Source organism: Thauera sp. WH-1 (assembly GCF_047806685.1).
Lineage (GTDB): Bacteria > Pseudomonadota > Gammaproteobacteria > Burkholderiales > Rhodocyclaceae > Thauera.
In genome coordinates, this window is record NZ_JBLQGP010000003.1 from 239,860 (window position 1) to 265,732 (window position 25,873).

Below are 25,873 nucleotides of genomic sequence, written 5' to 3' on the forward strand. Positions count from 1 at the left end.
GATCGCTCTGCGCCAGCGGGCGGCGCTCAGGTCTTCAGTTTCTGGCGGTAGGCCCGCTCCTGTTCGGCAAGCGCCGGGGGCGTGTTCAGGCCGATCGACAAGGCACGGGCCTGGGCCGCAAGGAAAAGCTGGGCGATCGCCCAGGCGTCGCCGAGTGCATGGTGACGCTGGAAGGTCTCGATGCCGAAGCTCGCCATCCAGTCGGCGAGGCGCACCGGACGCTCGAAACGCTCCGGGAACAGCGTGGGCAGCAGGAAGTACAGATCCAGCCACAGGTGCTCGGTGCTCAGGCCAAGCTGCTCCTGCAGGGCGCGCTCGAGCATGTTGCGGTTGAAAGCGGCGTTGAAGACGACCAGCGGACTCTTGCCGGCGAAGCCGAGCAGGGCGCTCAGCGTGTCGCCCGGCGCCGGTTCGAGTTTGGCGTAGTAGGCGGCGTCGAGGTGGATGAGCCCGCAGTCGACGGCGATGGCGCCGACCGCAAGCAGGCGATCGCGCTCGAGGTCGAGGCCGCTGGCCTCGGTGTTGATCACCGCGTAGCGCGTCTCGAAGTGCGCGTGGGTGAGATCGGGCTCGGCCAGTGCCTGCCACTTCTGCAGGGTCTCGGCTGCTTCGGCGCCGAGCGCCTGACGCCCGCTGCGCGCCGAGATCAATCGTGACAGCCAGCTCGTCATAGTTGGTAGTCCAGCTTCAGGCGCAGTTGCAGCTTGCGCGCCTGGCGAAAGGCTTCCTTGAGGATGCGGCGGTCGAGTTCGTTGAGCGAGTCGGGGTCGATGCGGTTGTCGCCGGGGGCGTCATGTTCGGTTTCGAGGTGCTGGGATCGGAGCCGCAGCAACTGGATGAAGTTGAAGCCGTCGATGATGGCGGCGGCCTCGTCGGCCGAGACGCCCATGCGTCCGGCAGCCTGGCGCAGACGCTGCACGGTGCTGCTGGAGTCCACGCCGGTACGCAGGGCGAGGATGCGCGCGACGTCGACGAACAGGCGGGCGCCCGACTTCTTGAGGTCGATGGTGCCGTCGTCCTCGAGCACGAAGTCGCGGATGCGGCCCAGCGGCGGGACAACCTGCAGCGCGTTGACCGCCATCATGCGCAGGAAGGTCGTGTTGCCCTTGACCGTCTTGTTGAGCCAGGCGCGCAACTGGTTCGCCGGCCGTTCGTTGCCATACAGCACACGAAAATCGAAGAAGATCGAGGCGTTGAGCAGGGCCTGGGGGTCGGGCTCGCGAATCCACGCGCCAAAGCGCGATTTCCACTCCTCGAGCGTCAGGCACAGCTCCGGGTTGCTCGCCATGATGTCGCCCTTGCACAGCGGGAAGCCACAGGCGGCAAGATCCTGGTTGACGTCGCGCGCAAAGGTGACGAGGCGCTGGCGGGTGCGATCGGGGTCGTCCACCTCGGTGCAGCGCCACAGAATGCCGTTGTCCTGGTCGCTGGACAGGGTCTGCTCGTGGCGACCCTCGGAACCGAAGGCGATCCAGCTGAAGTCGATGCCGCTGAGGTCGTGGCGGGCAAGCGCAAGTTCGATGATGCGGCGCGTGAGCGCATCGTTGAGGGCAGAGATGAACTGGGTGAGCTGCTCGGCGCCGATGCCTTGTGCAATCAGGTTGAGGGCGAGCTGGCGGATGTCCTTGCTCGCGCGCTGCAGCGCCTCGATATCGGCGGCATTTTCGATGCCGGCGCGGATCTGGCGCAGGCTGATACGCTGCAGTGAGAACAGGTCGCGCTCGGACACCACGCCTTTGAGGCGGCCGTCGGCGGCGATCACGAGCAGATGACGCACGCCGTGGGTGGCCATCTCGAGCGCGGCGTCGTAGGCTGAAGCGCTGGCCGGAAGCTGGTGCGGGTTGGCGGTCATGACTTCGCCGATCGGTCGGTCGAGGTCGAAGCGGGCCAGGATCACCCTGGGCAGCAAGTCGCTCTGCGTGAGCACGCCGACCGGATGCTTGTCCGGGTCCACGACCACGATGCAACCCAGTCGCAACTCGCTCATGCGCTCGAGCGCGGTGCGGGTGGGCGTGTCGGGGGTGACCGAGAAGGGCTCCTGCTTGATGAGCTCGGCGAGCGAGGTGGTCATCGTCTGCTGCTCGGCCGCGCGCTGGGCGAAGGTGGTCTGCAACTGCTGGCGCGACTGGTTGAGCAGGCTGGCGATGTAGTGCGTGCAGAACAGGTGGAACACCCGGCTCATCTGCATCAGCTGCAGGAAGTCGTCGGCGCTGATGTGGAAGCAGAAGCTGTCCTCGGCGGCAACGTAGGCGTTGGTCGAGGGGCGACGTGCCGAGATGGCGCCGATCGGGAAGCACTCACCGGGCCCGAGCGCTAGGCTGGCATATTCGGTGACGACCGCCCCGCGGGTCTGGCGCGCCTGCACCTTGCCCCGCTGCACGATGTAGAAGTGCTTCGGTACGCCCATTTCGGGGGTCAGGATGTCGCTGCCGCGGGGGTGGAAAGCGAGCACGGCATGCTCGGCCAGAAAGGCGAGCGCCTCGGGCTCCATGCCGTTGAAGGGCGAGAAGTTACGCAGGAAGTCGGTGCTGGCTCCCTGCAGCAGGTTGGCGGCGGTGGCGGTCATGACGGGCGGTCGTCGGGCTAATCTCGCGATTATACGGGGGGTGCCCGGCGGGCGGCCTTATGGCATGCAAAGGCCCGTTAATGAACAGCGCCTTGGGCACACGTCCGTGCGCCCTCAGAGCACCTCGGCGGCGTAGTCCGCCAGGCGCGAGCGTTCGCCACGCTGCAGCGTGATATGGCCCGAGTGCGCCCAGCCCTTGAAGCGGTCGACGACGAAGGTGAGGCCCGACGAGCCCTCGGTGAGGTAGGGGGTGTCGATCTGGGCGATGTTGCCCATGCAGATCACCTTGGTGCCGGGCCCGGCACGGGTGATCAGGGTCTTCATCTGCTTGGGCGTGAGGTTCTGCGCCTCGTCGATGATCAGGTACTTGTTGAGGAAGGTGCGCCCGCGCATGAAGTTCAGGCTCTTGATCTTGATCCGGCTGCGGATCAGGTCGCGGGTCGCGGCGCGGCCCCAGTCGCCACCTTCGCCGGCAGTGCCGTTGAGCACCTCGAGGTTGTCCTCCAGCGCGCCCATCCACGGCGCCATCTTTTCTTCCTCGGTGCCAGGCAGGAAGCCGATGTCCTCGCCCACCGGCACGGTGACGCGGGTCATGATGATCTCGCTGTAGCGCTTGGACTCGAGCACCTGGGTGAGGCCGGCCGCGAGGGTCAGCAGTGTCTTGCCGGTGCCGGCCTGACCGAGCAGACTGACGAAATCGATCTCGGGATTCATCAGCAGGTTGAGCGCGAAGTTCTGTTCGCGATTGCGCGCGGTGATGCCCCACACGTTGTTCTTGTGGTGGCTGTAGTCAACCAGCGTCTCGAGCACCACGCTGCGACCGTCGCGCTCCTTGACCCAGGCCTGAAGCGGGCTGTCACCGTCCTGGAAGACGAACTCGTTGATCAGCAGCTCGGGGGCGAGCGGGCCGCTCAGGCGGTAATAGGTCTGGCCTTCCTCCTTCCACGACTGCATGCCGCGCCCATGCGCGTCCCAGAAATCCGTGGGCAGTTCGCGGGTGCCGGTGTACAGCAGGTCGCTGTCTTCCAGCACCTTGTCATTGAAGTAGTCCTGCGCCGCGAGCCCGAGGGCGCGCGCCTTGATGCGCATGTTGATGTCCTTGGACACCAGGATGACTTCGCGCCCCGGGTGCTTGTCCGCGAGGTACATCACCACGGCCAGGATCTGGTTGTCGCCGCGCGCGGTGGGCAGTGCGGCCGGCAGCGCCACGTCGATGGCCTCGGTCTGCAGGTACAGGCGGCCGGTGGCGAGCTTGCGCGACACCTGCTCGAGTTCGATGCCTTCGCCGATGCCGTCGGGGGCCGAGCTGACGATCTCGTCCAGCAGTCGGCTGGCCTGGCGGGTGTTGCGGGCGAGCTCGGTGGTGCCCTTCTTGTTGTTGTCCAGTTCCTCCAGCGTCATGATCGGCACGTAGAGGTCGTGTTCCTCGAAGCGGAACAGACTGGTGGGGTCGTGCATCAGGACGTTGGTGTCGAGCACGAACAGCTTGCAGGCGTCTTTCTTCGCCGCCTTGCGACGGCTGGTGGCAGAGGCGGACGGGGTCTTGGTCTTGGCGGTCGCTGGCATGATGGGTCGGCAGGAGTGGGAGCGGTGGCGGTCGGGGTGGCTCAGAGCGCCTGCACGGCGGCGAGGACTTCGGCCGCGTGACCCGGTACCTTCACGCCGCGCCACTCGCGGGCGATGCTGCCGTCGGCGTCGATCAGGAAGGTGCTGCGCTCGATGCCGCGTACCTGCTTGCCGTACATGTTCTTGAGTTTCATGACGCCGAAGGCTTCGCAAGCGGCCTCTTCCGGGTCGGAAATGAGCTCGAAGGGGAGTTCGAGCTTGGCCTTGAAGTTCTCGTGGCTCTTCAGGCTGTCGCGGCTGACCCCGAAAATCGTGCAGCCGGCGGCCTCGAACTCGGCGTGGAGTGCGGCGAAGTCCCGCGTCTCGTTGGTGCAGCCCGGGGTGTTGTCCTTGGGGTAGAAGTAGATCACCACCTTGCGGCCGCGCAATGAGGCCAGGCTGACGGTTTGGCTGCCGGTGGCGGGCAGGCTGAAGTCGGGGGCGGGTTTCGCGCTCATGGGTTCTCCTGCGGGTCGGGGGCAATGCGCTGCGGGTGGGTCAGGGTAGCCGAAGGCTCTCGAGGCTGACAATCTCGCCGTGCTCGAACCGTGCAGGCGAATCCCGTGCTGCCGGCGCTAGGCTTCGTAGAGCAGGGCGAGGGCGACGGCCCGGCTTTCACCGACCAGGATGTTGTAGGTGCGACAGGCGGCAGCGAGATCCATGAACTCGAAGCCGATGCGTGCCTCGATCAGCGGGCGCAGCAGCGCCGGTTGCGGAAAGCGCTGGCGCTTGCCGGTGCCGACGATGAGGATCTCGGCGCCGAGTGTGGTGGCTGCCGCGAGATCCTCGGCGCGCAGGCCGCTGAGGTCGGCCGTCGCCTCGGGCGCCCAGCCAGTGAAGATGTCCTTTGCAGTGAGCAGCAGGTTGCCGTCGTGGCGCACCTTGCTGATCATCACATGATCGTCGCCGTAGCCGGTGACGACGTTGGTGTTGGCATTGTTGTCGAGATAGAGCTTCATGTCGCGGTTTCCGGCTGCATGGCGAAATTGCCGCAGTGCGGCAGCAAGGCTAAGATAACAATCTTTTGCAGCCGCGGGCACGCCGCGCTGCGCATCTCCCTCTGTCAGGACAGGCGAACATGAAAGCGGTGAAGACACTCGAGCTTGCAACGGTATCCCCGGACCCCGTCGTGAAGGCCGAGGCGGGTGCGGCGGCCCTACGCCCGATCCGCAAGTCCACCAAGCTTGCCGAGGTGTGCTACGACATCCGCGGCCCGGTCCTGGTTCGTGCCAAGCAGATGGAGGACGAGGGGCACAAGATCATCAAGCTCAACATCGGCAACCTCGCCGCGTTCGGCTTTGACTCGCCCGAAGAGATCCAGATGGACATGATCCGCAACCTGCCGAATGCGGCGGGCTACTCGGATTCGAAGGGGATCTTCTCGGCGCGCAAGGCGGTGATGCACTACACCCAGCAAAAGGGCATCAAGGGCGTCGACATCGAGGATATCTACATCGGCAACGGCGTGTCGGAGCTGATCGTGATGGCGATGAACGCCTTGCTCGACGCCGGTGACGAGGTGCTGGTGCCGGCACCCGACTACCCGCTATGGACCGCGGCGGTGAGCCTGTCTGGCGGCAAGCCGGTGCATTACCTGTGTGACGAGGCCAAGGGCTGGATGCCCGACCTCGACGACATGCGCGCGCGGATCACCCCGAATACGCGCGCGATCGTGATCATCAACCCGAACAATCCGACCGGCGCCGTCTACCCGGATGAGGTGCTCAAGGACATCATCGAACTCGCCCGCGAGCACGACCTGATCCTGTATGCCGACGAGGTGTACGACAAGGTCCTGTATGACGGCGTCACGCACACCTCGGTCGCGGCGCTGTCCGAGGATGTGCTCACCATCATCTTCAACGGCCTGTCGAAGAACTACCGCTCCTGCGGCTACCGTGCCGGCTGGATGGTGGTGTGCGGCGACAAGCGTCGGGCGCGCGATTACATCGAGGGCCTCAACATGCTGGCCTCGATGCGCCTGTGTGCCAATGTGCCGGGCCAGTATGCGATCCAGACCGCGCTCGGTGGCTACCAGAGCATCGACGACCTGGTCGCCGAGGGCGGACGCATGCGCCGCCAGCGCGATCTGGCGTGGGAGCTGATCACGCAGATTCCGGGCGTGAGCTGTGTCAAGCCGCAGGCCACGCTGTACATGTTCCCCAAGCTCGACCCCAAGGTGTATCCGATCGAGGACGACCAGGCCTTCATCGCCGAACTGCTCGAGGAGGAGCGTGTGCTGCTGGTGCAGGGGTCGGGCTTCAACTGGCCGCACCCGGACCATTTCCGCCTGGTCTTCCTGCCGCACGAGGACGACCTGCGCGACGCCATCGGCCGCGTGGCCCGCTTCCTCGAGAACTACCGCAAGCGCCACGGCACCTGAGTCTTCACCGGGAGACGGCCCCGGCGTCGTCTCGCTCCTGCCTCCTCACTCCTGATTCCTGACGCAAAAAATGAAACCCATCAATGTTGGCCTTCTTGGCATCGGTACCGTCGGCGGCGGCACCTTCACCGTTTTGAAGCGCAACGCCGAGGAAATCACCCGGCGCGCCGGTCGCCCGATCGTCATCACCACCGTGGCCGACAAAAATCTGGAACTCGCGCGCAAGGTCACCGGCGGCGCAGCCAAGCTCACCGATGACGCCTTCGCCGTCGTCACCGATCCCGAGATCGACATCGTGGTCGAGCTCATTGGCGGCTACGGCGTGGCCAAGGAGCTGGTGCTCAAGGCGATCGAGAACGGCAAGCACGTGGTCACCGCCAACAAGGCGCTGCTCGCGGTGCATGGCAACGAAATCTTCGCCGCGGCGCAAGCGAGAGGCGTGATGGTGGCCTTCGAAGCGGCGGTCGCCGGTGGCATCCCCATCATCAAGGCGTTGCGCGAGGGCCTGACCGCCAACCGCATCGAATGGCTGGCGGGCATCATCAACGGCACGACCAACTTCATCCTGTCCGAGATGCGCGACAAGGGCCTGCCCTTCGCCGAGGTGCTGAAGGAAGCGCAGGCGCTCGGCTACGCAGAAGCCGACCCGACCTTCGACATCGAGGGCGTGGATGCCGCCCACAAGGCGACAATCATGAGCGCGATCGCCTTCGGTGTCCCGATGCAGTTCGACAAGGCCTACATCGAGGGCATCAGCAAGCTCGACTCGGTCGATATCGGCTACGCGGAGCAACTCGGTTACCGCATCAAGCTGCTCGGCATCGCCCGCATGCGCGACGCCGGCGTGGAGTTGCGCGTGCATCCGACCCTGATCCCGGCCAAGCGCCTGATCGCCAACGTCGAGGGTGCGATGAATGCGGTGCTGGTGCAGGCCGATGCGGTCGGCGCCACGCTCTACTACGGCAAGGGCGCCGGCGCCGAGCCCACGGCTTCGGCTGTCATCGCCGACCTGGTCGATGTCACCCGCCTGCATACCGCCGACCCCGAGCACCGGGTGCCGCACCTGGCCTTCCAGCCCGATCAGGTGCAGGACCTGCCGGTGCTGCCGATCGAGGAGGTCGTCACCTCCTACTATCTGCGCATGTGTGTGGCCGACAAGCCGGGCGTGCTCGCTGACATCACCCGCATCCTGGCCGACAGCGACATCTCGATCGAGGCCCTGATCCAGAAGGAAGCGGCCGAGGGCGAGACCCACACCGACATCATCCTGCTCACCCACCAGACGGTGGAGCGCAATGCCAATGCCGCGATCAGCAAGATCGAGGCCTTGCCGGTGGTGCAGGGCAAGGTGACCAAGCTGCGCATGGAAAGCCTGTGATCCCGGGCTGAAACCGCGACCAGGGCCGTTCCCGCTGGAGCGGCCTTTTTCGTCAACTGCATCGCCGGGCGCGATGGAGCGGCGCCGGGGAGGAGAGGCATGAAGACCGTCATCGATCAGATCTTCACCGGTCGGGTACGGCCGATGCTGCCCGAGGGTGAGCCGACGGCAATTCACAAGACCGCCGTGGAAGGTGCGTTGCGCCTGACCGCCACCGGGCTGGAGGGCGACGAGCAAGGTGATCTGCGTCACCACGGCGGTCCCTGGAAGGCCTTGCACCATTATCCGGTCGAGCATTACGCGGTCCTTGCCGCGCAATGGCCGCAATGCGCGGCCCTGCTCGGCGCGGGCGTGCTGGGCGAGAACATCAGCACGCACGGCCTCACCGAGCACGAGGTCCATGTCGGTGACATCTTTCGCATCGGTCAAGCCCGCGTGCAAGTGAGCCAGCCGCGTTCGCCCTGCTGGAAGATCGACCGCCGCCTGAAGGTGGATGACGCGTCGCGCTTCGTCGAGGCGGCCGGCGTGACCGGCTGGTATTACGCGGTGCTGACGCCCGGTGAGGTCGCCGTCGGTGATCTGATCGAGCTCGAGGAGCGGCCCAATCCCTGGCTCACGCTCGCGGATTACTGGGATACGGTAATCGCGCACCGCCCCGATCCGCTTGCCTTGCGCCGCATCGCCGCGGCGGTCGGACTGGCACCCGAGAAGGCACAACGCTGGCGGGAGCGGGCCGACTGGCTGGAGCGCCACGGACTGAGCCCGAAGGCCTGAGGGCGCCGCGAGCGGAGCGCGGTGCGACCGGCTACACTTGCAGGGCGGCATGGAGCAGCCTGGCTCCGTCCCCAACCGTCTCGCTGGACCCGCACGGCCTTCCATGACCTTCAAACTCATCACCTTCGCACTCATCCTCCTCGGCATCGCCGTACTGGGCATCCGCGGTTACCGGGCGGCCGTGCGTCGCTTCGAGTGCGAGGCGGGGGCGCGGGGTTCGCAAGAGGCGTTGAGCGAGGGGCCCTGCGAAGAGGCGAAGCGGGAGCGGCCGCCAGCCTGAGACTGCTGCGCTTAATCGACCACCGGGAGAACACCATGTCCAGCCATGTGTACAAGATGATCGAATTGGTCGGCTCGTCGACCAAGGGCACCGATGATGCGATTCAGAACGCCATCGAGACGGCGGCCGAAAGCATTCGCCACATCGACTGGTTCGAGGTTCTGGAGACGCGCGGCCATGTCGTCGATGGCAAGGTTGCGCACTTCCAGGTCACGCTCAAGGTGGGCTTCAGGCTCGAGACGAGCTGAGGCGGGTCAGGCTTCGCCGCGCCCCTTCGGCCATTCGGCCCGCATGGACGAGGGGGCGTCCATCGCTGCGCGTCAGACCGGCGTCGCGCCGGTGATCTGGTGCAGGCGGCTGACGGTGTCGGGGTCCAGTCCGAGTCGCTGTGCAAGCTGGCGCAGGTAGGCGACCTCAGCCGGGGTGTCGATATCGATCGCGAGCAGCGAGGCGGCATAGACCTCGGCGCCCACCAGCGGATTCGGCACCTCGGCAATCAGGCCTTGCAGGTCGAGCGGGCGGCGAAGCTCGTCCATCAGAAAGCGCTTTTCCTCGGCACTGACGCCGTCATCGCTGAGCTTGCCGACGATGCGCTGGATCTCGGCCTCGTCCACCTCGCCATCCGCCTTCGCTGCCGACATCATCGCGCGCAGGATCAGCGCCTCGGTGTCGGGCGCCGTCATCGACGACAGTTCCTGGGCCGATACATCGCCCGCCGTCAGGCCGGCCATCGAGGCGCGCTTGGTGCTCCAGTTCTTGAACGCCGCGAGTGCGATCGTTGCCAGCAGCCCCATCGCCGCACTGCTGCCCTGTCCTTGCGCGCCGGACGCGCTGCGCCCGCCGCCGAGCAGCCCCCCCAGCAAGTCGCCCAGTCCCCCCGCACCTGCGCCAGCAGCGGGCGCGGCTGAGCGCTGACCGAGCATGCCACCCAACAGATCGTCCAGCCCCGCACCGCCGGCGCCACGGCCACCACCGAGCGCGGCACCGAGAAGATCTCCTAGCCCGCCACCGCCCGCGCGCCCGCTCGTTGCGCCGGTCTGTCCACCCAGCACTGCGCCAAGCAGGTCACCGATGCCACCCGGGCCTGCTGCGTGTTCGAGCCGCGAGCGGCCTTGTCCGGCCATGCCCTGCTGCAGAATCTGACCAAGTAGGTTGCCGAGGTTCATGGGTGCTCTCCGATCGGTTGTGGGTGAAGCCATTGTAGCCATCCACGGCGATTGGGTGCGGTGCGCGGGCGTGATTCGTTAGAATCACGGCTTCGCGCATCGGTGGGGGCCCTCCGCCTGCCGACGATTCCAATTTCAAGGACTGCCTCGTGAAGTACATCTCCACCCGTGGCCATGCCGGTCAGCCCGCCAACCCCGAATTCTGCGACATCCTGCTCGGTGGCCTTGCGCCGGACGGCGGTCTTTACCTGCCCGAGCGTTATCCGCAGGTGAGCCGCGCCGAACTCGATGCCTGGCGCGGCCTCTCGTACGCCGAGCTGGCCTTCGCAATCCTCTCGAAGTTCATCACCGACATCCCGCCCGCCGACCTCAAGGCCATCTGCGACAAGACCTACACGGCCGAGGTCTATTGCCACGTGCGCGCGGGCGACGATGCCGGCGAGATCACGCCGGTGCATTGGCTGGAAGAGGGGCGACTCGGCCTGCTCGAACTGTCCAACGGCCCCACGCTCGCCTTCAAGGACATGGCGATGCAGTTGCTCGGCAACCTGTTCGAGTACGTGCTGGCGAGGCGCGGCGAGACGATCAACATCCTCGGTGCCACCTCGGGCGACACCGGGTCGGCCGCCGAGTACGCGATGCGCGGCAAGCAGGGCGTGCGCGTGTTCATGCTCTCGCCGCACGGCAAGATGAGCGCCTTCCAGCGCGCGCAGATGTATTCGCTGCAGGACGACAACATCTTCAACATCGCCGTCACCGGCATGTTCGATGATGCCCAGGACATCGTGAAGGCGGTCTCCAATGACCACGGCTTCAAGGCCGCGCACAAGATCGGCGCGGTCAATTCGATCAACTGGGCGCGCGTGGCCGCGCAGATCGTCTACTACTTCAAGGGCTATTTCGGGGCCACGAAGAGCAACGACGAGCAGGTCGCCTTCTGCGTGCCCTCGGGCAACTTCGGCAACATCTGCGCCGGCCACATTGCGCGCCAGATGGGCCTGCCGGTGGCGCGGCTGATCCTCGCCACCAACGAGAACGACGTGCTTGACGAGTTCTTCCGCACCGGCATCTATCGTCCGCGCAAGGCGGCCGAGACGCATGTCACCTCGAGCCCGTCGATGGACATCTCGAAGGCGTCAAACTTCGAGCGCTTCGTCTACGACCTGGTCGGTCGCGACCCGCAGAGGGTCGCCGCGCTGTGGGCCGAGGTCGACGCCGGGCGTCCCTTCGATCTGTCGGCGTCGGCCGAATTCGCGCGCATCGCCGACTTCGGCTTCATCTCGGGCGCGAGCAGCCACGCCGATCGCCTGGCGACGATCCGCAAGGTGTTCGAGCAGTATGGCGTGATGATCGATACTCACACCGCCGACGGCGTGAAGGTGGCCTGGCAACATGCGGCCGAGTTGCGGGCGGGCGTGCCGCTGCTGGTGCTGGAGACCGCCTTGCCGGTGAAGTTCTCCGAGACCATCGTCGAGGCGCTCGGCCGTGAGCCCGAGCGCCCGGCCGACCTCGAGGGCATCGAGAAGCTGCCGCAGCGGGTGACGGTGATGGCGCCCGATGTCGATGCGATCAAGCGCTTCATCACCGAGCGCGTCACGCCGCAGTAAGGCTCACCGGCGCTGCTTGTCGGCGTTGCCGGGGAGCATGCGCCTGAGGATGTCGTCGCGGTCGACGAAGTGGTGCTTCAGCGCGGCCGCGACGTGACCGGCAAGCGTGGCGGCGAGCAGCCAGTTGAGGTACTTGTGGGTGACCTGCAGCAGCTTGCCGAGCGCTTCGTCCTTCGCCAGCAGGTCGGGGATCGGGAGTATGCCGAACCACACGGTGGGCACACCCTTGGCCGAACTCATCAGCCAGCCGGTGAGCGGAATCGCCAGCATCAGGACGTAAAGCAGCAGGTGGCCCGCATGGGCCGCAAAACGCAGCATGGGCGACATGCTCGCGGGCAGCGGCGGAGGCGGGTGGAACAAGCGCCAGCCCAGGCGCAGCAGGGCGAGCATGAAGAGCGTCACGCCGGCCCACTTGTGCCACGAGATCAGCTTGAGCTTCTCGGGCGAGAAGGGCAGGCCTTCCACATACATGCCCAGTGCCATCGCGGCCGGGATCAGGATCGCCATCAGCCAGTGCAGCAGCTTCGCCGTGGCGGTGTAGCGGACGGCGGGCGTCATGCGGGCACTCCCTGTTCGAAGGCGAAGATATCCATGGCCAGCACACGGTCGTCGATGCCTGCGTGTAGGCGCCGGGCTGAGGGGCGCTCACCCGCCGCACCGAGGGCCACGTACAGTGGGAGCAGGTGCTCGTCGCTCGGGTGGGCGCGGGCGGCGTCCGGTGCCTGCTGGCGATAGTCGAGGATGGCGGGGATGTCGCCGGCCGACAGGCGATCGCCGAACCAGTCGGCGAAGCGGCGGACATAGGGGGGCGTGTCCGCCCTGCCCGCGTCGCCGAAGCGGAAATCGGCCAGGTTGTGGGTCAGGTTGCCGGAGGCTAGGATCAGGAAGCCCCGTTCGACCAGTGGCGCGAGACTGCGCCCCAGTTGCCAGGCCGCGGCGGGCCCGCCGTGGCTCTGGATCGACAACGGCACGACCGGAACATCGGCGTCCGGAAACATGGTCCGTAGCGGGATCCAGGCGCCATGGTCGAGGCCACGCACCGCATCGCGCTCGACCGCCAGGCCGGCGGCGAGGAGGGTCTGCACTACTTCCTCGGCCGCTTCGCGGCAGCCGGTGGCGGGGTAGCGCAGGCGGTAGAGCTTGGCTGGAAAGCCGTAATAGTCGTGAATCGTCTCCGGCCGCCCAGCAGAACCGACGGTTGGCACCGTGGTGTCCCAATGGGCGCTGACGACGACCACGACGCGGGGCTGCGGCAGGCGCCGAGCGGTTTCAGCCATGGCAGCGCCGGCCGCGCCCGGGCGCAGGGCGAACAGGGGTGAGCCGTGAGGGACGAACAGGGAGGGCAGGCTGGAGGGCATGTCGGTTCGGGGTGAATCGCGTTAAATCCACTATAGGCCCCGCGCGTAATCCCGGATACCGCACAATCAAGACATTTCTGTTGCAGGAATGACAACAATGGACCGCTTGGACGCAATGCAGCTCTTTGTCCGCGTGGCCGAGACCGGCAGTTTCTCGATGGTCGCGCAGCAGCTGGGCATCGCGCGCTCGGTCGTGACGCGCAAGATTGCTGCGCTCGAGGCCCATCTGGGGGTCAAGCTCATGGAGCGCAGCACCCGCCGTCTGACCTTGAGTTCGGCCGGTACGGCCTTCCTCGAACGCTGCCGGGTGATCCTGAATCTGGTCGAGGTTGCCGAGGCCGATGTCGCCCAGGAGCACGCCACGCCGCGCGGGAGGATTCGCCTGAGTCTGCCGCTGAGCTTCGGGCTGCGCCGGCTGACGCCGCTCTTGCTCGACTTCTCGCAACGCTACCCCGAGGTCGGGCTGGACACGGAGTATGCCGACCGCAAGGTGAACCTGATCGAGGAGGGCTTCGAGCTGGCGATCCGCATCACTGCGGAGCTCGAGCCCGGCGACATCGTGCGCCGCCTGGCAAGCTGCCGTCTGCTCGTGGTCGCCGCGCCCGCCTACCTGTCGCAACATGGCCGGCCGCAGTATCCGCGCGAGCTCGCGCACCACGACTGCCTGGGTTACATGACGCGATCGGGCAGTCAGCCATGGCGCTTCAGCGTCGATGGTCGGGCTGAGAACCATACGCCGCGCTGTCGCCTCAATGCCAACAACGGCGATGCGCTGATGGAAGCCACGATTCGCGGCCTGGGGATTTCGGTGCAGCCGGATTTCATCGCGGAAGAGGCGCTTGCCAGCGGCAAGGTCGAAGCGATCCTCGACGCCTTTGCGCCGCCCGAACTGGGCATTTTCGCGGTGTTGCCGAGCAATCGCCATGTGCCGCATCGGGTGCGGATGCTGATCGACTTTCTGGCGGAAGGACTCTCGGCCGAACGGCCGGGAGATGGTGCCTTGGGCGAGACTCGAACTCGCACGGCTTTCGCCACTACCCCCTCAAGATAGCGTGTCTACCAATTTCACCACCAAGGCATTCCCGCGCAACAGCCTTTCAGTGGCGCCAGCGTGTTGCTTGCCGGCGGTGCTGCACGAGGGCGCGGATTATAGCCGCGACCCCCGGGTGGCCGTCAAGCGCTGCCGCGCGGCCCGGCAGCGGCGTCTGCGGCCTGGGGATCGAGCTGAAAACCGAAGCGGGCCGCAAGCGCGCTCCGCGGGCAGGCGACGAGCCTGTGCCCGCGCCAGAACAGCGCCTCGACGGCGGTGCCGGTGAGGGTGGCGAGCAGCGTTTCGTCGCTGGCGGGCTGGCCCTGCCCATCGCGCAGTTCGGCAACGAAGCTCGCGAGATCGCGATCATCGACCACGCCCGGTCCGGCATCGGTGGCAAGGACGACGCAGCCTTCCTCGTCGATGCATACGGGCGCGCGGGGTGTGACGGCGCGCCCGGTATGGCTCGACAGGCGGCCGTCGGGCTGCAGGCGCAGCACCAGCGGGGCGCGTTCGAGGCGCACATAGACGCGCTGCGGACCGTTGTTGACGAGCCAGTTACCCTCGGCGTCATGCGCGTAGTGGGCGTTGAGAAAGGCGATCAGCCCCGGGTGGGCGATGCGCTCTTCCTTCAGGCGCCAGTTGCCACGCGCGTCGAGCGACAGCCAGCCATAGCAGGCGGGGACGTCGGGCCAGTGGGGCACAGGGGTGGTCATGGTCATGCGCGCCCGAGGCCGGCCTGCGGGCTCATTCCTCGATATGCCGCAGCGACAGATCGAGTGCGCGTACGTCCTTGGTCAGGGTGCCGATCGAGATGCGGTCGACACCCGTCTCGGCGATGGCCCGCACGCGTTCCAGGTTCACGCCGCCCGAGGCTTCGAGCTCCGCACGGCCGGCGGTGATGGCGACGGCCTCGCGCATCTGTTCCAGGCTCATGTTGTCGAGCAGGATCATCGTGACGTCGGCATCGAGTGCCTCCTCCAACTGCTCGAGGGTCTCGACCTCGACCTCGATGAAGACGTTGGAGGGTGCGATCAGGCGTGCCTGCTCCACCACCTCGTGGATGCCGCCGGCGGCGATGATGTGGTTCTCCTTGATCAGGATGCCGTCGTAGAGACCGACGCGGTGATTGGTGCCGCCCCCTATCGCGACCGCGTATTTCTGCGCCAGGCGCAGGCCGGGGAGGGTCTTGCGGGTATCGACGATGCGCGCCTTCGTGCCTTCGACCGCATCCACGAAGCGCCGCGTCACCGTGGCCGTGCCCGACAGCAACTGGAGGAAGTTGAGCGCGGTGCGCTCGGCGGTCAGGAGCACGCGGGCGCGGGCGAGGATCTCGCACAGCACCTCGCCAGGCTGGACGCGGTCGCCGTCCTTGACGTGCCAGTGTACGACGGCTGCGGGGCTGAGCGCGGCGAAGGCGGCGTCGAACCAGGCCGTGCCGCAGATGATGGCGTCCTCGCGGGTGATGACCCGGCCGCGCGCTTCGGTCTCGGGGGCGATCAGCCTCGCCGTGAGGTCGCCGGTGCCGATGTCCTCGGCGAGCGAGGCTGCGATGTTGCGCTGGATTTCGACGCGGAGCTGTTCGGAGAGCATGGTGGCGGCCACGAGAGGAGGACAGGGGCGGATTCTAGCACCTGGCCCAGGCCGCAGCCGGGGCGGCGCCCGCTGCACTCACCGCGGGGTGCGTGGGGCGGCGTTGCGGGGCGGTCGCTGCGCCTCGATCAGCCAGCCGTTGAAGACGCCCCGCGCCGCGTCGATGGTCTCGCTGGCGGTGAGGCCGACGGGGCCGATACCTTCGCGCGCGAGCCGATCGGCTGCCGCACCGTGCAGGTGCACCGCGGCGATCAGGGCCGACTCGGGGGGCCAGCCCTGGGCGAGCAGGCCGACGGTGAGGCCGGTGAGAACGTCGCCCATGCCGGCGCTGGCCATGCCGGGGTGACCGCTGCCGTTGATGAACCAGCGCCCGTCCGCGGTGGCGATGATGCTGCCGCAGCCCTTGAGCACGACCAGCGCCTGGTAGCGGCGCGCGATCTCCAGTGCGGCGCGCAGGCGGTCGCGCTGCACGCTGGCGGTGTCGCAGCCGAGCATGCGCGCAGCCTCGGCCGGATGGGGGGTCAGCAGGCTGGGGGCCTGGCGGGCGCCCAGCGCCGCGCTGAGGCCAGGGTCGGTACCGATCAGGTTGAGCGCGTCGGCATCGAGCACGAGCGGGATCTCTCGCTCGAGGGCGGCGGCGAGCAGTCCTTCGGATGCCGCCTGGGTGCCGAGACCGGGGCCCACGGCCAGGGCGCTGAGCCGCTCGGGCAGGCTGCGCGCGTGGCGCAGCATCAGCTCGGGCCGGACGAGGTCGACCGCCGGCCCATGCTCGTCGAGCAGGCCGACATACACGCGCCCGGTCCCGAGCCAGAGCGCCGCACGGCCGGCGAGCAAGGCGGCACCCACCATGCCCGTGTTGCCGCCGAGGATGCCTGCGTCGCCGTAGATGCCCTTGTGCGTGTTGCGCGGGCGCGGCCGCAGCAGGCCGCGAAAGAGCGAGGGTGCGATGGCGTGGCCGCTTGCGGGCAGCCAGGCCTCGGCGTCGATGTCGATGCGCTGGACGCTGATTTCGCCGCAATAGTCCGGACCATCATTGGTGAGCAGGCCAGGCTTGAGCGCGATGAAGGTGGTGGTGTGGGTGGCGCAGAAGGTGGCGCCGAGCGGCTCGCCCGAATCGGCATTGAGCCCGCTGGGCACGTCAAGTGCCATGCGGGGCGCCGGCTGGGCGTTCAGGGTGTTGATCCAGCTGGCGTAGCGGCCTTCGACTGGACGAACGAGGCCGATGCCGAACAGGGCGTCGACCACCAGCGCCCAGCCGTTGGCCGGCGCCGCCGGCAGGTCGGACACGACGGTACCACCGGCGGCGACGTAATCCGCGTGCGCCTTGGCTGCCTCGGCCGGCAACCTGTCGGCCGTTGCGCAGAAGGCGACGATCACCTCGCGCCCGGCCTGGGCGAGCTGGCGCGCCATGACGAAACCGTCACCACCGTTGTTGCCGGGGCCGCAAGCGACAAGGATGGGGCCGGGGCGGTCCATGATCAGGCGCACCGCATCCTCGGCGGCCGCCCGCCCGGCCCGTTCCATCAGGGGCGGGCGGGCGCTGGGGATGAGCTTGTTCTCGATGGCGCGGATGCCGGCGACGGGATAGATGGGCCGCAAGGGGCTGAACATGCGAAGACTCCCAGAAGTGAGCCCGGATTCTACTGCCTCGGTGGTCTGGCGGATGCGCTGCGGTGCGTCAGTAACCGGGGCGGGGCTTTTCGGGGCGGATCTCGTTGCTCAGTTCGACGCTGCCATCGTCGCCGACGGCTTCCAGGCGGACCGTGAAGCCCCATAGGCGGGCGACGTGTCGCAGCACCTCGTCGGTGCTGTCGGCGAGCGGGCGACGGTGATAGGGCTGGTGGCGCAGGGTCAGCGAGCGGTCGCCGCGCAGATCGACGTTCCACACCTGCACGTTGGGTTCGCGTGCGCCGAGGTTGTACTGGTCGGAGAGGATCTCGCGCACGCGCCGATAGCCGCTGTCGTCGTGTATGGCGGAGACCTCCAGCTTGTCCTTGCGGTCGTCATCGAGCACGGCGAACAGACGGAAGTCGCGCATCACCTTGGGCGACAGGTATTGCGCGATGAAGCTCTCGTCCTTGAAGTTGCGCATCGCGAAGTCGAAGGTCTCGAGCCAGTTGCTGCCGGCGATCTCGGGGAACCAGCGCCGATCCTCGTCGTCCGGGTGCTCGCACATGCGGCGGATGTCCTGCCACATGGCGAAGCCGAGCGCATAGGGGTTCAGTCCGCTGAACCAGCGACTGTTGTAGGGCGGCTGATACACCACGTTGGTGTGCGACTGCAGGAACTCCAGCATGAAGCTGTCTGCGACCAGGCCTTCGTCGTAGAGCGTGTTGAGCAGGGTGTAGTGCCAGAAGGTGGCCCAGCCCTCGTTCATGACCTGGGTCTGGCGCTGGGGGAAGAAGTACTGCGCGATCTTGCGCACGATGCGCACGACTTCGCGCTGCCAGGGCTCGAGCAGCGGCGCGTTCTTCTCGATGAAGTAGAGCAGGTTCTCTTCCGGCTCGGGCGGGAAGCGCTGTTCCTGCTTGGGGCCGGGCCGGGTGTCGTGCACCGGAAGCGTGCGCCACAGGTCATTGACCTGGCTCTGCAGGTATTCCTCGCGTTCCTGCTGGCGCAGTTTTTCCTTCGCCAGCGACAGCTTGGGCGGGCGCTTGTAGCGATCGACGCCGAGGTTCATCAGGGCGTGGCAGGAGTCGAGCAGCAGCTCGACCGCCTCTTCGCCGTACCGCTCCTCGCACTGGGTGACGTAATTGCGCGCGAACACCAGGTAGTCGATGATCGCGTCGGCATTGGTCCACGAGCGGAACAGGTAATTGCCCTTGAAGAAGCTGTTGTGGCCGTAGGCGGCATGGGCGATGACCAGGCCCTGCATCGTCAGCGTGTTCTCCTCCATCAGGTAGGCGATGCAGGGGTTGGAGTTGATCACGATCTCGTAGGCCAGGCCCATCTGACCGCGTTTGTAGCCCTTTTCGGTGGCGAGGAAGTGCTTGCCGAAGGACCAGTGATGGTAGTTGACCGGCATGCCCACCGAGGCGTAGGCATCCATCATCTGCTCGGCGGTGATGACCTCGATCTGCACCGGGTAGATGTCGAGGCCGAACTCGGCCGCCACGCGGGCGATCTCGCTGTTGTAGCGCTCGATTGCCTCGGCGGTCCATTCCGAGCCGCTGGGCAGCGGCGCCTTCCTGTGCTTGCGGCTTTCCAGGGTCGTCATGGCATTCATGCGATGGTCTTCTTGAACAGTTCGCGGAACACCGGGTAGATGTCGGCCGGCGACTCGATGCGCTGCATGGCGAAGTTGTCGTGTTCGCCGCTGAGCTTGGCGTACTCGCGCCACAGGTTCTGCGGCTCGCCGGCGGTGATCTCGATGTAGGCGAAATACTGGCACCAGGGCAGGATCTCGTTGTTCAGCAGGCGGCCGCAGATCGGCGAATCGTTGTCCCAGTTGTCGCCATCCGAGGCTTGGGCGCCGTAGATGTTCCACTGGCCGTTGGCGTAGCGCTCGCGCAGGATGTCGCGCATCATCACCAGGGCGCTCGACACCACGGTGCCGCCCGACTCGCGCGAGTGGAAGAATTCGTCCTCGTCGACCTCCTTTGCCACGGTGTGATGACGAATGAAGACGACTTCGATGTGCTCGTAGCTGCGGGTCAGGAACAGGTACAGCAGCATGAAGAAGCGCTTGGCGATCGACTTGCGCTCCTCGTCCATCGAGCCGGAGACGTCCATCACGCAGAACATCACCGCCTGGGTGGTCGGTCGCGGCACCTTGATGCGGTTGTTGTAGCGCAGATCGAAGCTGTCGATGAAGGGAATGCGCTCGACCTTGGCACGCAGCGCACCGAGCTCTTCGCGCAGGGCTCGCACCTCATCGCTGTCCTCGCCGCCGCCGGCCAGCGCATCCTCGAGCGCCTGCTGCAGCTCGCGGATGCGTGCGCTGTAGGGTGAGCCGAGCGCCAGCCGGCGCCCGAGCGCACCCCGCATCGAGCGGATGATGTTGATGTTGGCCGGCGTCCCATCGGACTTGAAGCCGGCGCGCTGGGTCTTGTAGTCGGTGACCTTGGCGAGTTGGGTGCGTACCAGGCGCGGCAGCTCGAGGTCCTCGAAGAAGAGGTCGAGGAACTCCTCGCGCGAGAGCTGGAAGACGAAATCGTCTTCGTGCTCGCCCTCGTTGCTCGCCTTGCCCTTGCCCGAGCCCCCGCTGCCGCCCAGCGGGCGATTGATGCGGTCGCCGGTGCTGAACTGGTCGTTGCCCGGAAAGACCTGCTCCCAGACACCGCCCTTGCCGTGATGCAGCGAGGGCTCGGAGAGGTCGCGAGCGGGGATGGAGATCTGCTCGCCGTTGTCCAGGTCACGGATGGAACGACCGTGAATGGCCTCAGACACCGCCTTGCGGATCTGCTGCTTGAAGCGGCGCATGAAGCGCTGGCGGTTGACCGCGCTCTTGTTCTTGCTGTCGAAGCGTCGGTCGATGATGCGGACCATATCTCCTCCCTGTGCCATGCCCCGGGCGGGCGAGGCATCCGGCCCCGCCGCGCCCCTGTGGCAGCCTTACGACGACTTGCGCACGCGCAGGTACCACTCGCACAGCAGTCGCACCTGCTTCTCGGTGTAGCCCTTGTCGATCATGCGATCGACGAAGTCCTGGTGCTTCTTCTGCTCGTCGGCGCTGGCCTTGGCGTTGAAGCTGATGACCGGCAGCAGGTCCTCGGTGTTGGAGAACATCTTCTTCTCGATCACCGCGCGCAGCTTCTCGTAGGAGGTCCAGCTCGGGTTGCGGCCGTCGTGCTTGGCGCGGGCGCGCAGCACGAAGTTCACCACCTCGTTGCGGAAGTCCTTCGGGTTGCTGATGCCGGCCGGCTTCTCGATCTTCTCCAACTCCTCGTTGAGCGCCGCGCGGTCGAGAATCTCGCCGGTGTTGGGGTCGCGGAACTCCTGGTCCTGGATCCAGAAGTCGGCGTAGATCACGTAGCGGTCGAAGATGTTCTGGCCGTACTCGGAGTAGCTCTCGAGGTAGGCGGTCTGGATCTCCTTGCCGATGAACTCGGCGTAGCGCGGCGCCAGGTACTCCTTGATGAAGCCCATGTAGCGCGCCTCTGCCTCGGCCGGGTATTGCTCGGCCTCGATCTGCTGCTCCAGCACGTACATCAGATGCACCGGGTTGGCGGCGACCTCGCGGTGGTCGAAGTTGAACACCTTGGACAGCACCTTGAAGGCGAAGCGCGTAGACAAGCCCGTCATGCCCTCGTCGACGCCGGCGTAGTCGCGGTACTCCTGATAGCTCTTGGCCTTGGGGTCGGTGTCCTTGAGGTTCTCGCCGTCATAGACGCGCATCTTCGAGTAGATGCTCGAGTTCTCCGGCTCCTTCAGGCGCGACAGCACGGCGAACTGCGCCATCATCTTCAGCGTGTCCGGGGCGCAGGGCGCTTCCGACAGCGAGCTGTGCACCAGCAGCTTCTCGTAGATGCGGATCTCGTCCGACACGCGCAGGCAGTAGGGCACCTTGACCGTGTAGATGCGGTCAAGGAAGGCCTCGTTGTTCTTGTTGTTCTTGAACGCGACCCACTCGGACTCGTTCGAGTGCGCCATCACGATGCCGTCGAAGGGGATCGCGCCGAAGCCCTCGGTGCCCTTGTAGTTGCCTTCCTGGGTGGCGGTCAGCAGCGGGTGCAGCACCTTGATCGGGGCCTTGAACATCTCGACGAATTCGAGCAGGCCGCGGTTGGCCAGGCACAGGCCGCCGGAGTAGCTGTAGGCGTCCGGGTCGTCCTGCGAGAACTGCTCGAGCTTGCGGATGTCGATCTTGCCGACCAGGGACGAGATGTCCTGGTTGTTCTCGTCGCCGGGCTCGGTTTTGGCCACCGCGGTCTGCTTGAGCACCGAGGGGCTGAGCTTGACCACGCGGAACTTGGTGATGTCCCCGCCGAATTCATGCAGGCGCTTGACCGCCCACGGGCTCATGATGGTGTTGAGATAACGGCGCGGGATGCCGAAGTCGCCCTCGAGGATGTGGGCATCCTCGGCCGCGTTGAACAGGCCCAACGGCGACTCATGCACCGGCGAACCCTTGATCGCGTAGAAGGGCACGTGCTCGATCAGGCTCTTGAGTTTCTCGGCGAGCGAGGACTTGCCGCCGCCCACCGGGCCGAGCAGGTAGAGGATCTGCTTCTTCTCTTCCAGGCCCTGGGCGGCGTGGCGGAAGTAGGACACGATATTCTCGATGACCTCCTCCATGCCGTAGAAATCGCGGAAGGCCGGGTAGAGCTTGATGATCTTGTTGGAGAAGATGCGCGACAGCCGCGGGTCGAGCCGGGTGTCGACCAGTTCGGGCTCGCCGATGGCGGAGAGCATCCTCTCGGCGGCAGTGGCGTAGGCCATGCGGTCGGCGCGACACAACTCGAGGTAGTCCTGGAGGGACATCTCCTCCTCGCGGGCAGCCTCGAAGCGCGCCTGATAGGCATTGAAGATGCTCATGGGGTGTCTCCTGTGCGAGCCTGATGCGGCGTGGGAAAAAGCTTGCCGCAACATTCGGTGATCTTGCAAATGCCGTCTTCGCGGCTCCGCCCGGCTCGTTGGCTAGCAGTTGCCGGGTCTGTACATGAGAACAGCGAGCGGGGGGCGAGTTCCAGTCCTGATGGGCCTTTATTTGTGGTCAAGTGTGTCGATTTTCTCACCCGTGATAAGGCGTCCGGCGCGCTGCAGGTGCTGTGCTAGAATCCCGCTCTTCGTTCAACGTGTTCACGCTGGCGCGGTGTGTGCTCGGGCGTCTTCCGGGGGCGTGCCGCAGTGGGCGGGAACGGACCTATTGACTTCTCAGGATCGACTTAATGGAGCACAACCAGGAAACCCCGAGCGCGCTGGAGCGCCGTATCGACATCGCCGTTGCACTGGCGGACATCGAGAAGGAGGTGGATGCCCGCCTCAAGCGCATGGCGCGCACGGTGAAGATGCCGGGTTTCCGCCCGGGCAAGGTGCCGATGAAGATCGTTGCCCAGACGCACGGGGGGCAGGCGCGTGGCGAAGCCGTCGGCGCTGCCGTCGAGAAGGCGTTCGGTGAGAAGGTGCGCGAGCAGGGCCTGCGCGTGGCCGGTTACCCGAAGATCGAACCCAAGGAAGCGCAAGGTGAAGGCACGCTTGAATTCACCGCCGTGTTCGAGGTCTACCCGGACGTGACGATTGGAGACCTGGCGACCCAGAAGATCGAGCGGCCGACGCTGACGATCGGCGATGCCGAAGTTGACAAGACGCTCGAGGTGCTCCGCAAGCAGCGCACCACCTTCGCGCCCGTCGATCGCGCCGCGGCTGAGGGCGATCGCGTCGTGATCGATTTCACCGGTCGCAAGGATGGCGAAGTCTTCGAGGGCGGCCAGGCGCAGGACTTCCCGTTCGTGATCGGCGCCGGCGCAATGCTGAAGGATTTCGAGACCGCCGTGCTCGGTCTCAAGGCGGGCGAGGGCAAGGCCTTTGACATGACCTTTCCGGCCGATTACCACGCCCAGCATCTGGCGGGTCAACCGGTCCAGTTCGAGATCACCGTGAAGACGGTGGAAGAGCCGGTGCTGCCGGTCGTTGACGCCGACTTCGCCAAGTCGCTTGGCGTAGCCGATGGCGATGTTGCCAAGCTGCGCGAGGAGGTCAAGGCCAACCTCGAGCGCGAGGTCAAGCGCCGCATCCAGTCTCGCGTGAAGGAGCAGGTGATGGACGCGCTGATCTCCGTCACCCCGATCGAAGTGCCGAAGGCGCTGGTGCAGGCCGAGTCGCAGCAGCTCGCTGACAACGCGCGCCGCGATCTCGAGATGCGTGGTCTCAAGACCAAGGACATCCCGGTCGATCCGTCCTGGTTCGTCGAACAGGCCGAGCGCCGTGTCAAGCTGGGCCTTATCATGGCCGAGCTGGTCAAGGTGAACGAGCTGCACGCCAAGCCCGAGCAGGTCCGCGCGCTGGTCGAGGAGATGGCGCAGAGCTACGAAGACCCCTCGGAGCTGATGCGCTGGTACTACGCCCAACCGGAGCGCCTGGCGCAGGCCGAAGCCGTCGTCATCGAAGACAACGTCGTCGCCTGGGTCAGCACCAAGGCCGATGCCGCCGACAAGGAAGTGGCATTCGATGAACTGATGGGTAACGCGGCCTGAGGCCGCAGAGGGTCTGACGAATGATGCAAGGAACACCGCAGCACAGCAGCGACTGGAATCCGGTCGGTCTCGGCCTGGTTCCGATGGTGGTCGAACAGAGCGGTCGCGGCGAACGCGCCTACGATATCTATTCGCGCCTACTGAAGGAGCGGGTGGTGTTCCTCGTCGGCCCGGTCAATGACGTCACCGCCAACCTGATCGTCGCTCAGTTGCTGTTCCTGGAGTCCGAGAACCCTGACAAGGACATCTACTTCTACATCAACTCGCCCGGCGGTTCGGTGACCGCCGGCATGGCGATCTACGACACCATGCAGTTCGTCAAGCCGCATGTGAGCACCCTGTGCATCGGCCAGGCGGCGAGCATGGGCGCTTTTCTGCTGGCTGCCGGCGAGAAGGGCAAGCGCTACTGCCTGCCCAACTCGCGGGTGATGATCCACCAGCCGCTCGGCGGCTTCCAGGGTCAGGCCTCGGACATCGAGATCCATGCCCGCGAGATCCTCTACCTGCGCGAGCGCCTCAACGGCATGCTGGCCAAGCACACCGGGCAGAGCATCGAGCGCATCGAGAAGGACACCGATCGCGACAACTTCATGTCTGCCGCGGCCGCGGTGGAGTACGGCCTGGTGGACAAGGTCCTGACCAGCCGCGACGACACCTGATTACGGAGAACCTCACATGACGGACAAGAAGGCAGGCAGCGAGAAGCTGCTGTACTGCTCGTTCTGCGGCAAGAGCCAGCATGAGGTGCGCAAGCTGATCGCCGGCCCCTCCGTCTTCATCTGCGACGAGTGCATCGAGCTGTGCAACGACATCATTCGCGACGAGATCGTCGGCAGTTCCGATCCCGAGAGCTTCAAGGGCTCGCTGCCTACACCGCACGAGATCTGCAAGATCCTCGACGAATACGTGATCGGCCAGTCGCAGGCCAAGCGCAACCTGGCCGTGGCGGTGTACAACCATTACAAGCGCCTGCGCCACGTCGAGGCCAAGCAGGACGACGTCGAGCTGGCCAAGAGCAATATCCTGCTCATCGGCCCCACCGGCTCGGGCAAGACCCTGCTCGCGCAGACGCTCGCGCGCCTGCTCAACGTCCCCTTCGTGATGGCCGACGCCACCACGCTGACCGAGGCCGGCTACGTCGGTGAGGACGTCGAGAACATCATCCAGAAGCTGTTGCAGAAGTGCGACTACGACGTGGAGAAAGCCCAGCAGGGCATCATTTACATCGACGAGATCGACAAGATCTCGCGCAAGGCCGACAACCCCTCGATCACGCGGGATGTGTCGGGCGAGGGCGTGCAGCAGGCGCTGCTCAAGCTGATCGAGGGCACCGTCGCCTCGATCCCGCCGCAAGGCGGGCGCAAGCATCCGAACCAGGACTTCATCCAGATCGACACGACCAATGTGCTGTTCATCTGCGGTGGCGCCTTTGACGGTCTGGAGAAGGTGATCCGCAACCGCACCGAGAAGGTCGGGATCGGCTTCGGCGCCGAGGTCAAGAGCAAGGACGGCAAGAACCTCACCGACACGTTCCGCCAGGTCGAGCCCGAGGATCTGATCAAGTTTGGCCTCATCCCCGAGCTGATCGGCCGCCTGCCCGTCGTCGCAACCCTGCAAGAGCTTGATGAGGATGCGCTCATCAAGATCCTTGTCGAGCCCAAGAACGCGCTGCTCAAGCAGTACCAGAAGCTGTTCTCGATGGAAGGCGTAGAGCTGGAGATCCGCCCGGCGGCGCTGCACGCGGTCGCCCGCAAGGCGATCAAGCGCAGGACCGGCGCGCGCGGCCTGCGCTCGATCCTCGAGGCCTCATTACTCGACATCATGTACGACCTGCCGACGCTGAGCGGCGTCGAGAAGGTCGTGGTCGACGAGTCGGCGATCGAGGAGGGTGGCAAGCCGCTGCTGATCTACGCCGATCAGCAGAAAGTGTCGGGCGCCAATTGAGTAGCGTTGTCCCGCGCGCACGCGCGCAGGACAACCGCCCGCAGCCCGCCACTT

At 66.1% G+C, this 25,873-nt stretch carries 23 protein-coding genes, 1 tRNA gene and 1 pseudogene; 10 read left to right on the plus strand and 15 right to left on the minus strand.

Annotated elements, in window-relative coordinates:
• Window positions 1-26: 26 nt before the first annotated feature.
• The 5 genes from ACMV5O_RS05350 to ACMV5O_RS05370 form a co-directional block, all read right to left on the minus strand.
• The gene (locus ACMV5O_RS05350; protein WP_416162523.1) at window positions 27-671 is read right to left on the minus strand and encodes a PolC-type DNA polymerase III; all 645 of its coding nucleotides are present in this window, start codon (window positions 669-671) and stop codon (window positions 27-29) included.
• Window positions 668-2,566, minus strand: a complete 1,899-nt coding sequence (locus ACMV5O_RS05355) for a DUF294 nucleotidyltransferase-like domain-containing protein (RefSeq protein WP_416162524.1) — start codon at window positions 2,564-2,566, stop codon at window positions 668-670. Before ACMV5O_RS05355 ends, ACMV5O_RS05350 begins: the two co-directional genes overlap by 4 nt.
• A 114-nt stretch (window positions 2,567-2,680) precedes the next feature.
• Complete coding sequence (locus ACMV5O_RS05360) at window positions 2,681-4,132, minus strand: PhoH family protein (protein WP_416162525.1); 1,452 nt, start codon at window positions 4,130-4,132, stop codon at window positions 2,681-2,683.
• A gap of 41 nt (window positions 4,133-4,173) precedes the next feature.
• Window positions 4,174-4,629, minus strand: coding sequence for a peroxiredoxin (locus tag ACMV5O_RS05365; protein WP_416162526.1), 456 nt, complete (start codon window positions 4,627-4,629; stop codon window positions 4,174-4,176).
• 117 nt (window positions 4,630-4,746) lie between these two features.
• Window positions 4,747-5,130 (minus strand): Mth938-like domain-containing protein, encoded by a 384-nt coding sequence (locus ACMV5O_RS05370; protein WP_416162527.1) that lies wholly within the window; start codon window positions 5,128-5,130, stop codon window positions 4,747-4,749.
• Window positions 5,131-5,249: 119 nt separating this feature from the next.
• Between ACMV5O_RS05370 and ACMV5O_RS05375 the strand changes: the two genes are divergently transcribed.
• The 5 genes from ACMV5O_RS05375 to ACMV5O_RS05395 all read left to right on the plus strand — a co-directional run bounded on the left by ACMV5O_RS05375 (window position 5,250) and on the right by ACMV5O_RS05395 (window position 9,234).
• The gene (locus ACMV5O_RS05375) at window positions 5,250-6,554 is read left to right on the plus strand and encodes a pyridoxal phosphate-dependent aminotransferase (protein ID WP_416162528.1); all 1,305 of its coding nucleotides are present in this window, start codon (window positions 5,250-5,252) and stop codon (window positions 6,552-6,554) included.
• 70 nt (window positions 6,555-6,624) lie between these two features.
• Complete coding sequence (locus ACMV5O_RS05380) at window positions 6,625-7,932, plus strand: homoserine dehydrogenase (protein ID WP_416162529.1); 1,308 nt, start codon at window positions 6,625-6,627, stop codon at window positions 7,930-7,932.
• Between the two features lie 99 nt (window positions 7,933-8,031).
• On the plus strand, window positions 8,032-8,706 hold the full coding sequence (locus ACMV5O_RS05385; protein WP_416162530.1) for an MOSC domain-containing protein: 675 nt from the start codon (window positions 8,032-8,034) through the stop codon (window positions 8,704-8,706).
• A 103-nt stretch (window positions 8,707-8,809) separates the two neighbouring features.
• Window positions 8,810-8,986, plus strand: a complete 177-nt coding sequence (locus ACMV5O_RS05390; protein ID WP_416162531.1) for a hypothetical protein — start codon at window positions 8,810-8,812, stop codon at window positions 8,984-8,986.
• A 35-nt stretch (window positions 8,987-9,021) separates the two neighbouring features.
• Window positions 9,022-9,234 (plus strand): dodecin, encoded by a 213-nt coding sequence (locus ACMV5O_RS05395; protein WP_416162532.1) that lies wholly within the window; start codon window positions 9,022-9,024, stop codon window positions 9,232-9,234.
• A 72-nt stretch (window positions 9,235-9,306) separates the two neighbouring features.
• Here ACMV5O_RS05395 and ACMV5O_RS05400 read toward each other — a convergent pair whose 3' ends face one another.
• A complete protein-coding gene (locus ACMV5O_RS05400) occupies window positions 9,307-10,152 on the minus strand; it encodes a tellurite resistance TerB family protein (RefSeq protein ID WP_416162533.1) in 846 nt (281 codons plus the stop codon).
• Window positions 10,153-10,301: 149 nt separating this feature from the next.
• Between ACMV5O_RS05400 and thrC the strand changes: the two genes are divergently transcribed.
• Complete coding sequence (gene thrC / locus ACMV5O_RS05405) at window positions 10,302-11,759, plus strand: threonine synthase (RefSeq protein WP_416162534.1); 1,458 nt, start codon at window positions 10,302-10,304, stop codon at window positions 11,757-11,759.
• Between the two features lie 3 nt (window positions 11,760-11,762).
• Here thrC and ACMV5O_RS05410 read toward each other — a convergent pair whose 3' ends face one another.
• Window positions 11,763-12,317, minus strand: coding sequence for a cytochrome b (locus ACMV5O_RS05410; RefSeq protein WP_416162535.1), 555 nt, complete (start codon window positions 12,315-12,317; stop codon window positions 11,763-11,765).
• The gene (locus ACMV5O_RS05415; RefSeq protein ID WP_416162536.1) at window positions 12,314-13,036 is read right to left on the minus strand and encodes a DODA-type extradiol aromatic ring-opening family dioxygenase; all 723 of its coding nucleotides are present in this window, start codon (window positions 13,034-13,036) and stop codon (window positions 12,314-12,316) included. The genes ACMV5O_RS05410 and ACMV5O_RS05415 overlap by 4 nt, the downstream gene beginning before the upstream one ends.
• 238 nt (window positions 13,037-13,274) lie before the next feature.
• Here ACMV5O_RS05415 and ACMV5O_RS05420 point away from each other — a divergent pair.
• Window positions 13,275-14,030: pseudogene (locus tag ACMV5O_RS05420) on the plus strand (LysR family transcriptional regulator); the annotation flags it as partial.
• 80 nt (window positions 14,031-14,110) lie between these two features.
• Here the strand turns inward: ACMV5O_RS05420 and ACMV5O_RS05425 are convergent.
• The 7 genes from ACMV5O_RS05425 to ACMV5O_RS05455 form a co-directional block, all read right to left on the minus strand.
• Window positions 14,111-14,195: transfer RNA gene (locus ACMV5O_RS05425), tRNA-Leu, on the minus strand.
• Window positions 14,196-14,290: 95 nt separating this feature from the next.
• The gene (locus ACMV5O_RS05430; protein ID WP_416162537.1) at window positions 14,291-14,863 is read right to left on the minus strand and encodes a DUF2946 family protein; all 573 of its coding nucleotides are present in this window, start codon (window positions 14,861-14,863) and stop codon (window positions 14,291-14,293) included.
• 31 nt (window positions 14,864-14,894) lie between these two features.
• On the minus strand, window positions 14,895-15,740 hold the full coding sequence (gene nadC, locus ACMV5O_RS05435) for a carboxylating nicotinate-nucleotide diphosphorylase (RefSeq protein WP_416162538.1): 846 nt from the start codon (window positions 15,738-15,740) through the stop codon (window positions 14,895-14,897).
• Window positions 15,741-15,818: 78 nt separating this feature from the next.
• Window positions 15,819-17,351: an NAD(P)H-hydrate dehydratase gene (locus tag ACMV5O_RS05440; RefSeq protein WP_416162539.1), complete on the minus strand. Its 1,533-nt coding sequence runs from the start codon at window positions 17,349-17,351 to the stop codon at window positions 15,819-15,821.
• A 67-nt stretch (window positions 17,352-17,418) separates the two neighbouring features.
• Window positions 17,419-18,957 (minus strand): SpoVR family protein, encoded by a 1,539-nt coding sequence (locus ACMV5O_RS05445; protein ID WP_416162569.1) that lies wholly within the window; start codon window positions 18,955-18,957, stop codon window positions 17,419-17,421.
• Window positions 18,958-18,962: 5 nt separating this feature from the next.
• A complete protein-coding gene (locus ACMV5O_RS05450) occupies window positions 18,963-20,228 on the minus strand; it encodes a YeaH/YhbH family protein (RefSeq protein WP_416162540.1) in 1,266 nt (421 codons plus the stop codon).
• A gap of 66 nt (window positions 20,229-20,294) precedes the next feature.
• Entirely contained in the window at window positions 20,295-22,217 is a 1,923-nt protein-coding gene (locus ACMV5O_RS05455) for a PrkA family serine protein kinase (protein WP_416162541.1), read from the minus strand.
• A 353-nt stretch (window positions 22,218-22,570) separates the two neighbouring features.
• On the opposite strand from ACMV5O_RS05455, the gene tig reads away from it, so the two are divergent.
• The 3 genes from tig to clpX are packed head-to-tail and all read left to right on the plus strand — an operon-like array spanning window position 22,571 to window position 25,819.
• Window positions 22,571-23,875, plus strand: a complete 1,305-nt coding sequence (gene tig, locus ACMV5O_RS05460) for a trigger factor (RefSeq protein WP_416162542.1) — start codon at window positions 22,571-22,573, stop codon at window positions 23,873-23,875.
• Between the two features lie 20 nt (window positions 23,876-23,895).
• Window positions 23,896-24,534, plus strand: coding sequence for an ATP-dependent Clp endopeptidase proteolytic subunit ClpP (clpP, locus tag ACMV5O_RS05465; protein ID WP_416162543.1), 639 nt, complete (start codon window positions 23,896-23,898; stop codon window positions 24,532-24,534).
• Between the two features lie 16 nt (window positions 24,535-24,550).
• Window positions 24,551-25,819 (plus strand): ATP-dependent Clp protease ATP-binding subunit ClpX, encoded by a 1,269-nt coding sequence (clpX, locus tag ACMV5O_RS05470; RefSeq protein WP_416162544.1) that lies wholly within the window; start codon window positions 24,551-24,553, stop codon window positions 25,817-25,819.
• Window positions 25,820-25,873 lie beyond the last annotated feature (54 nt).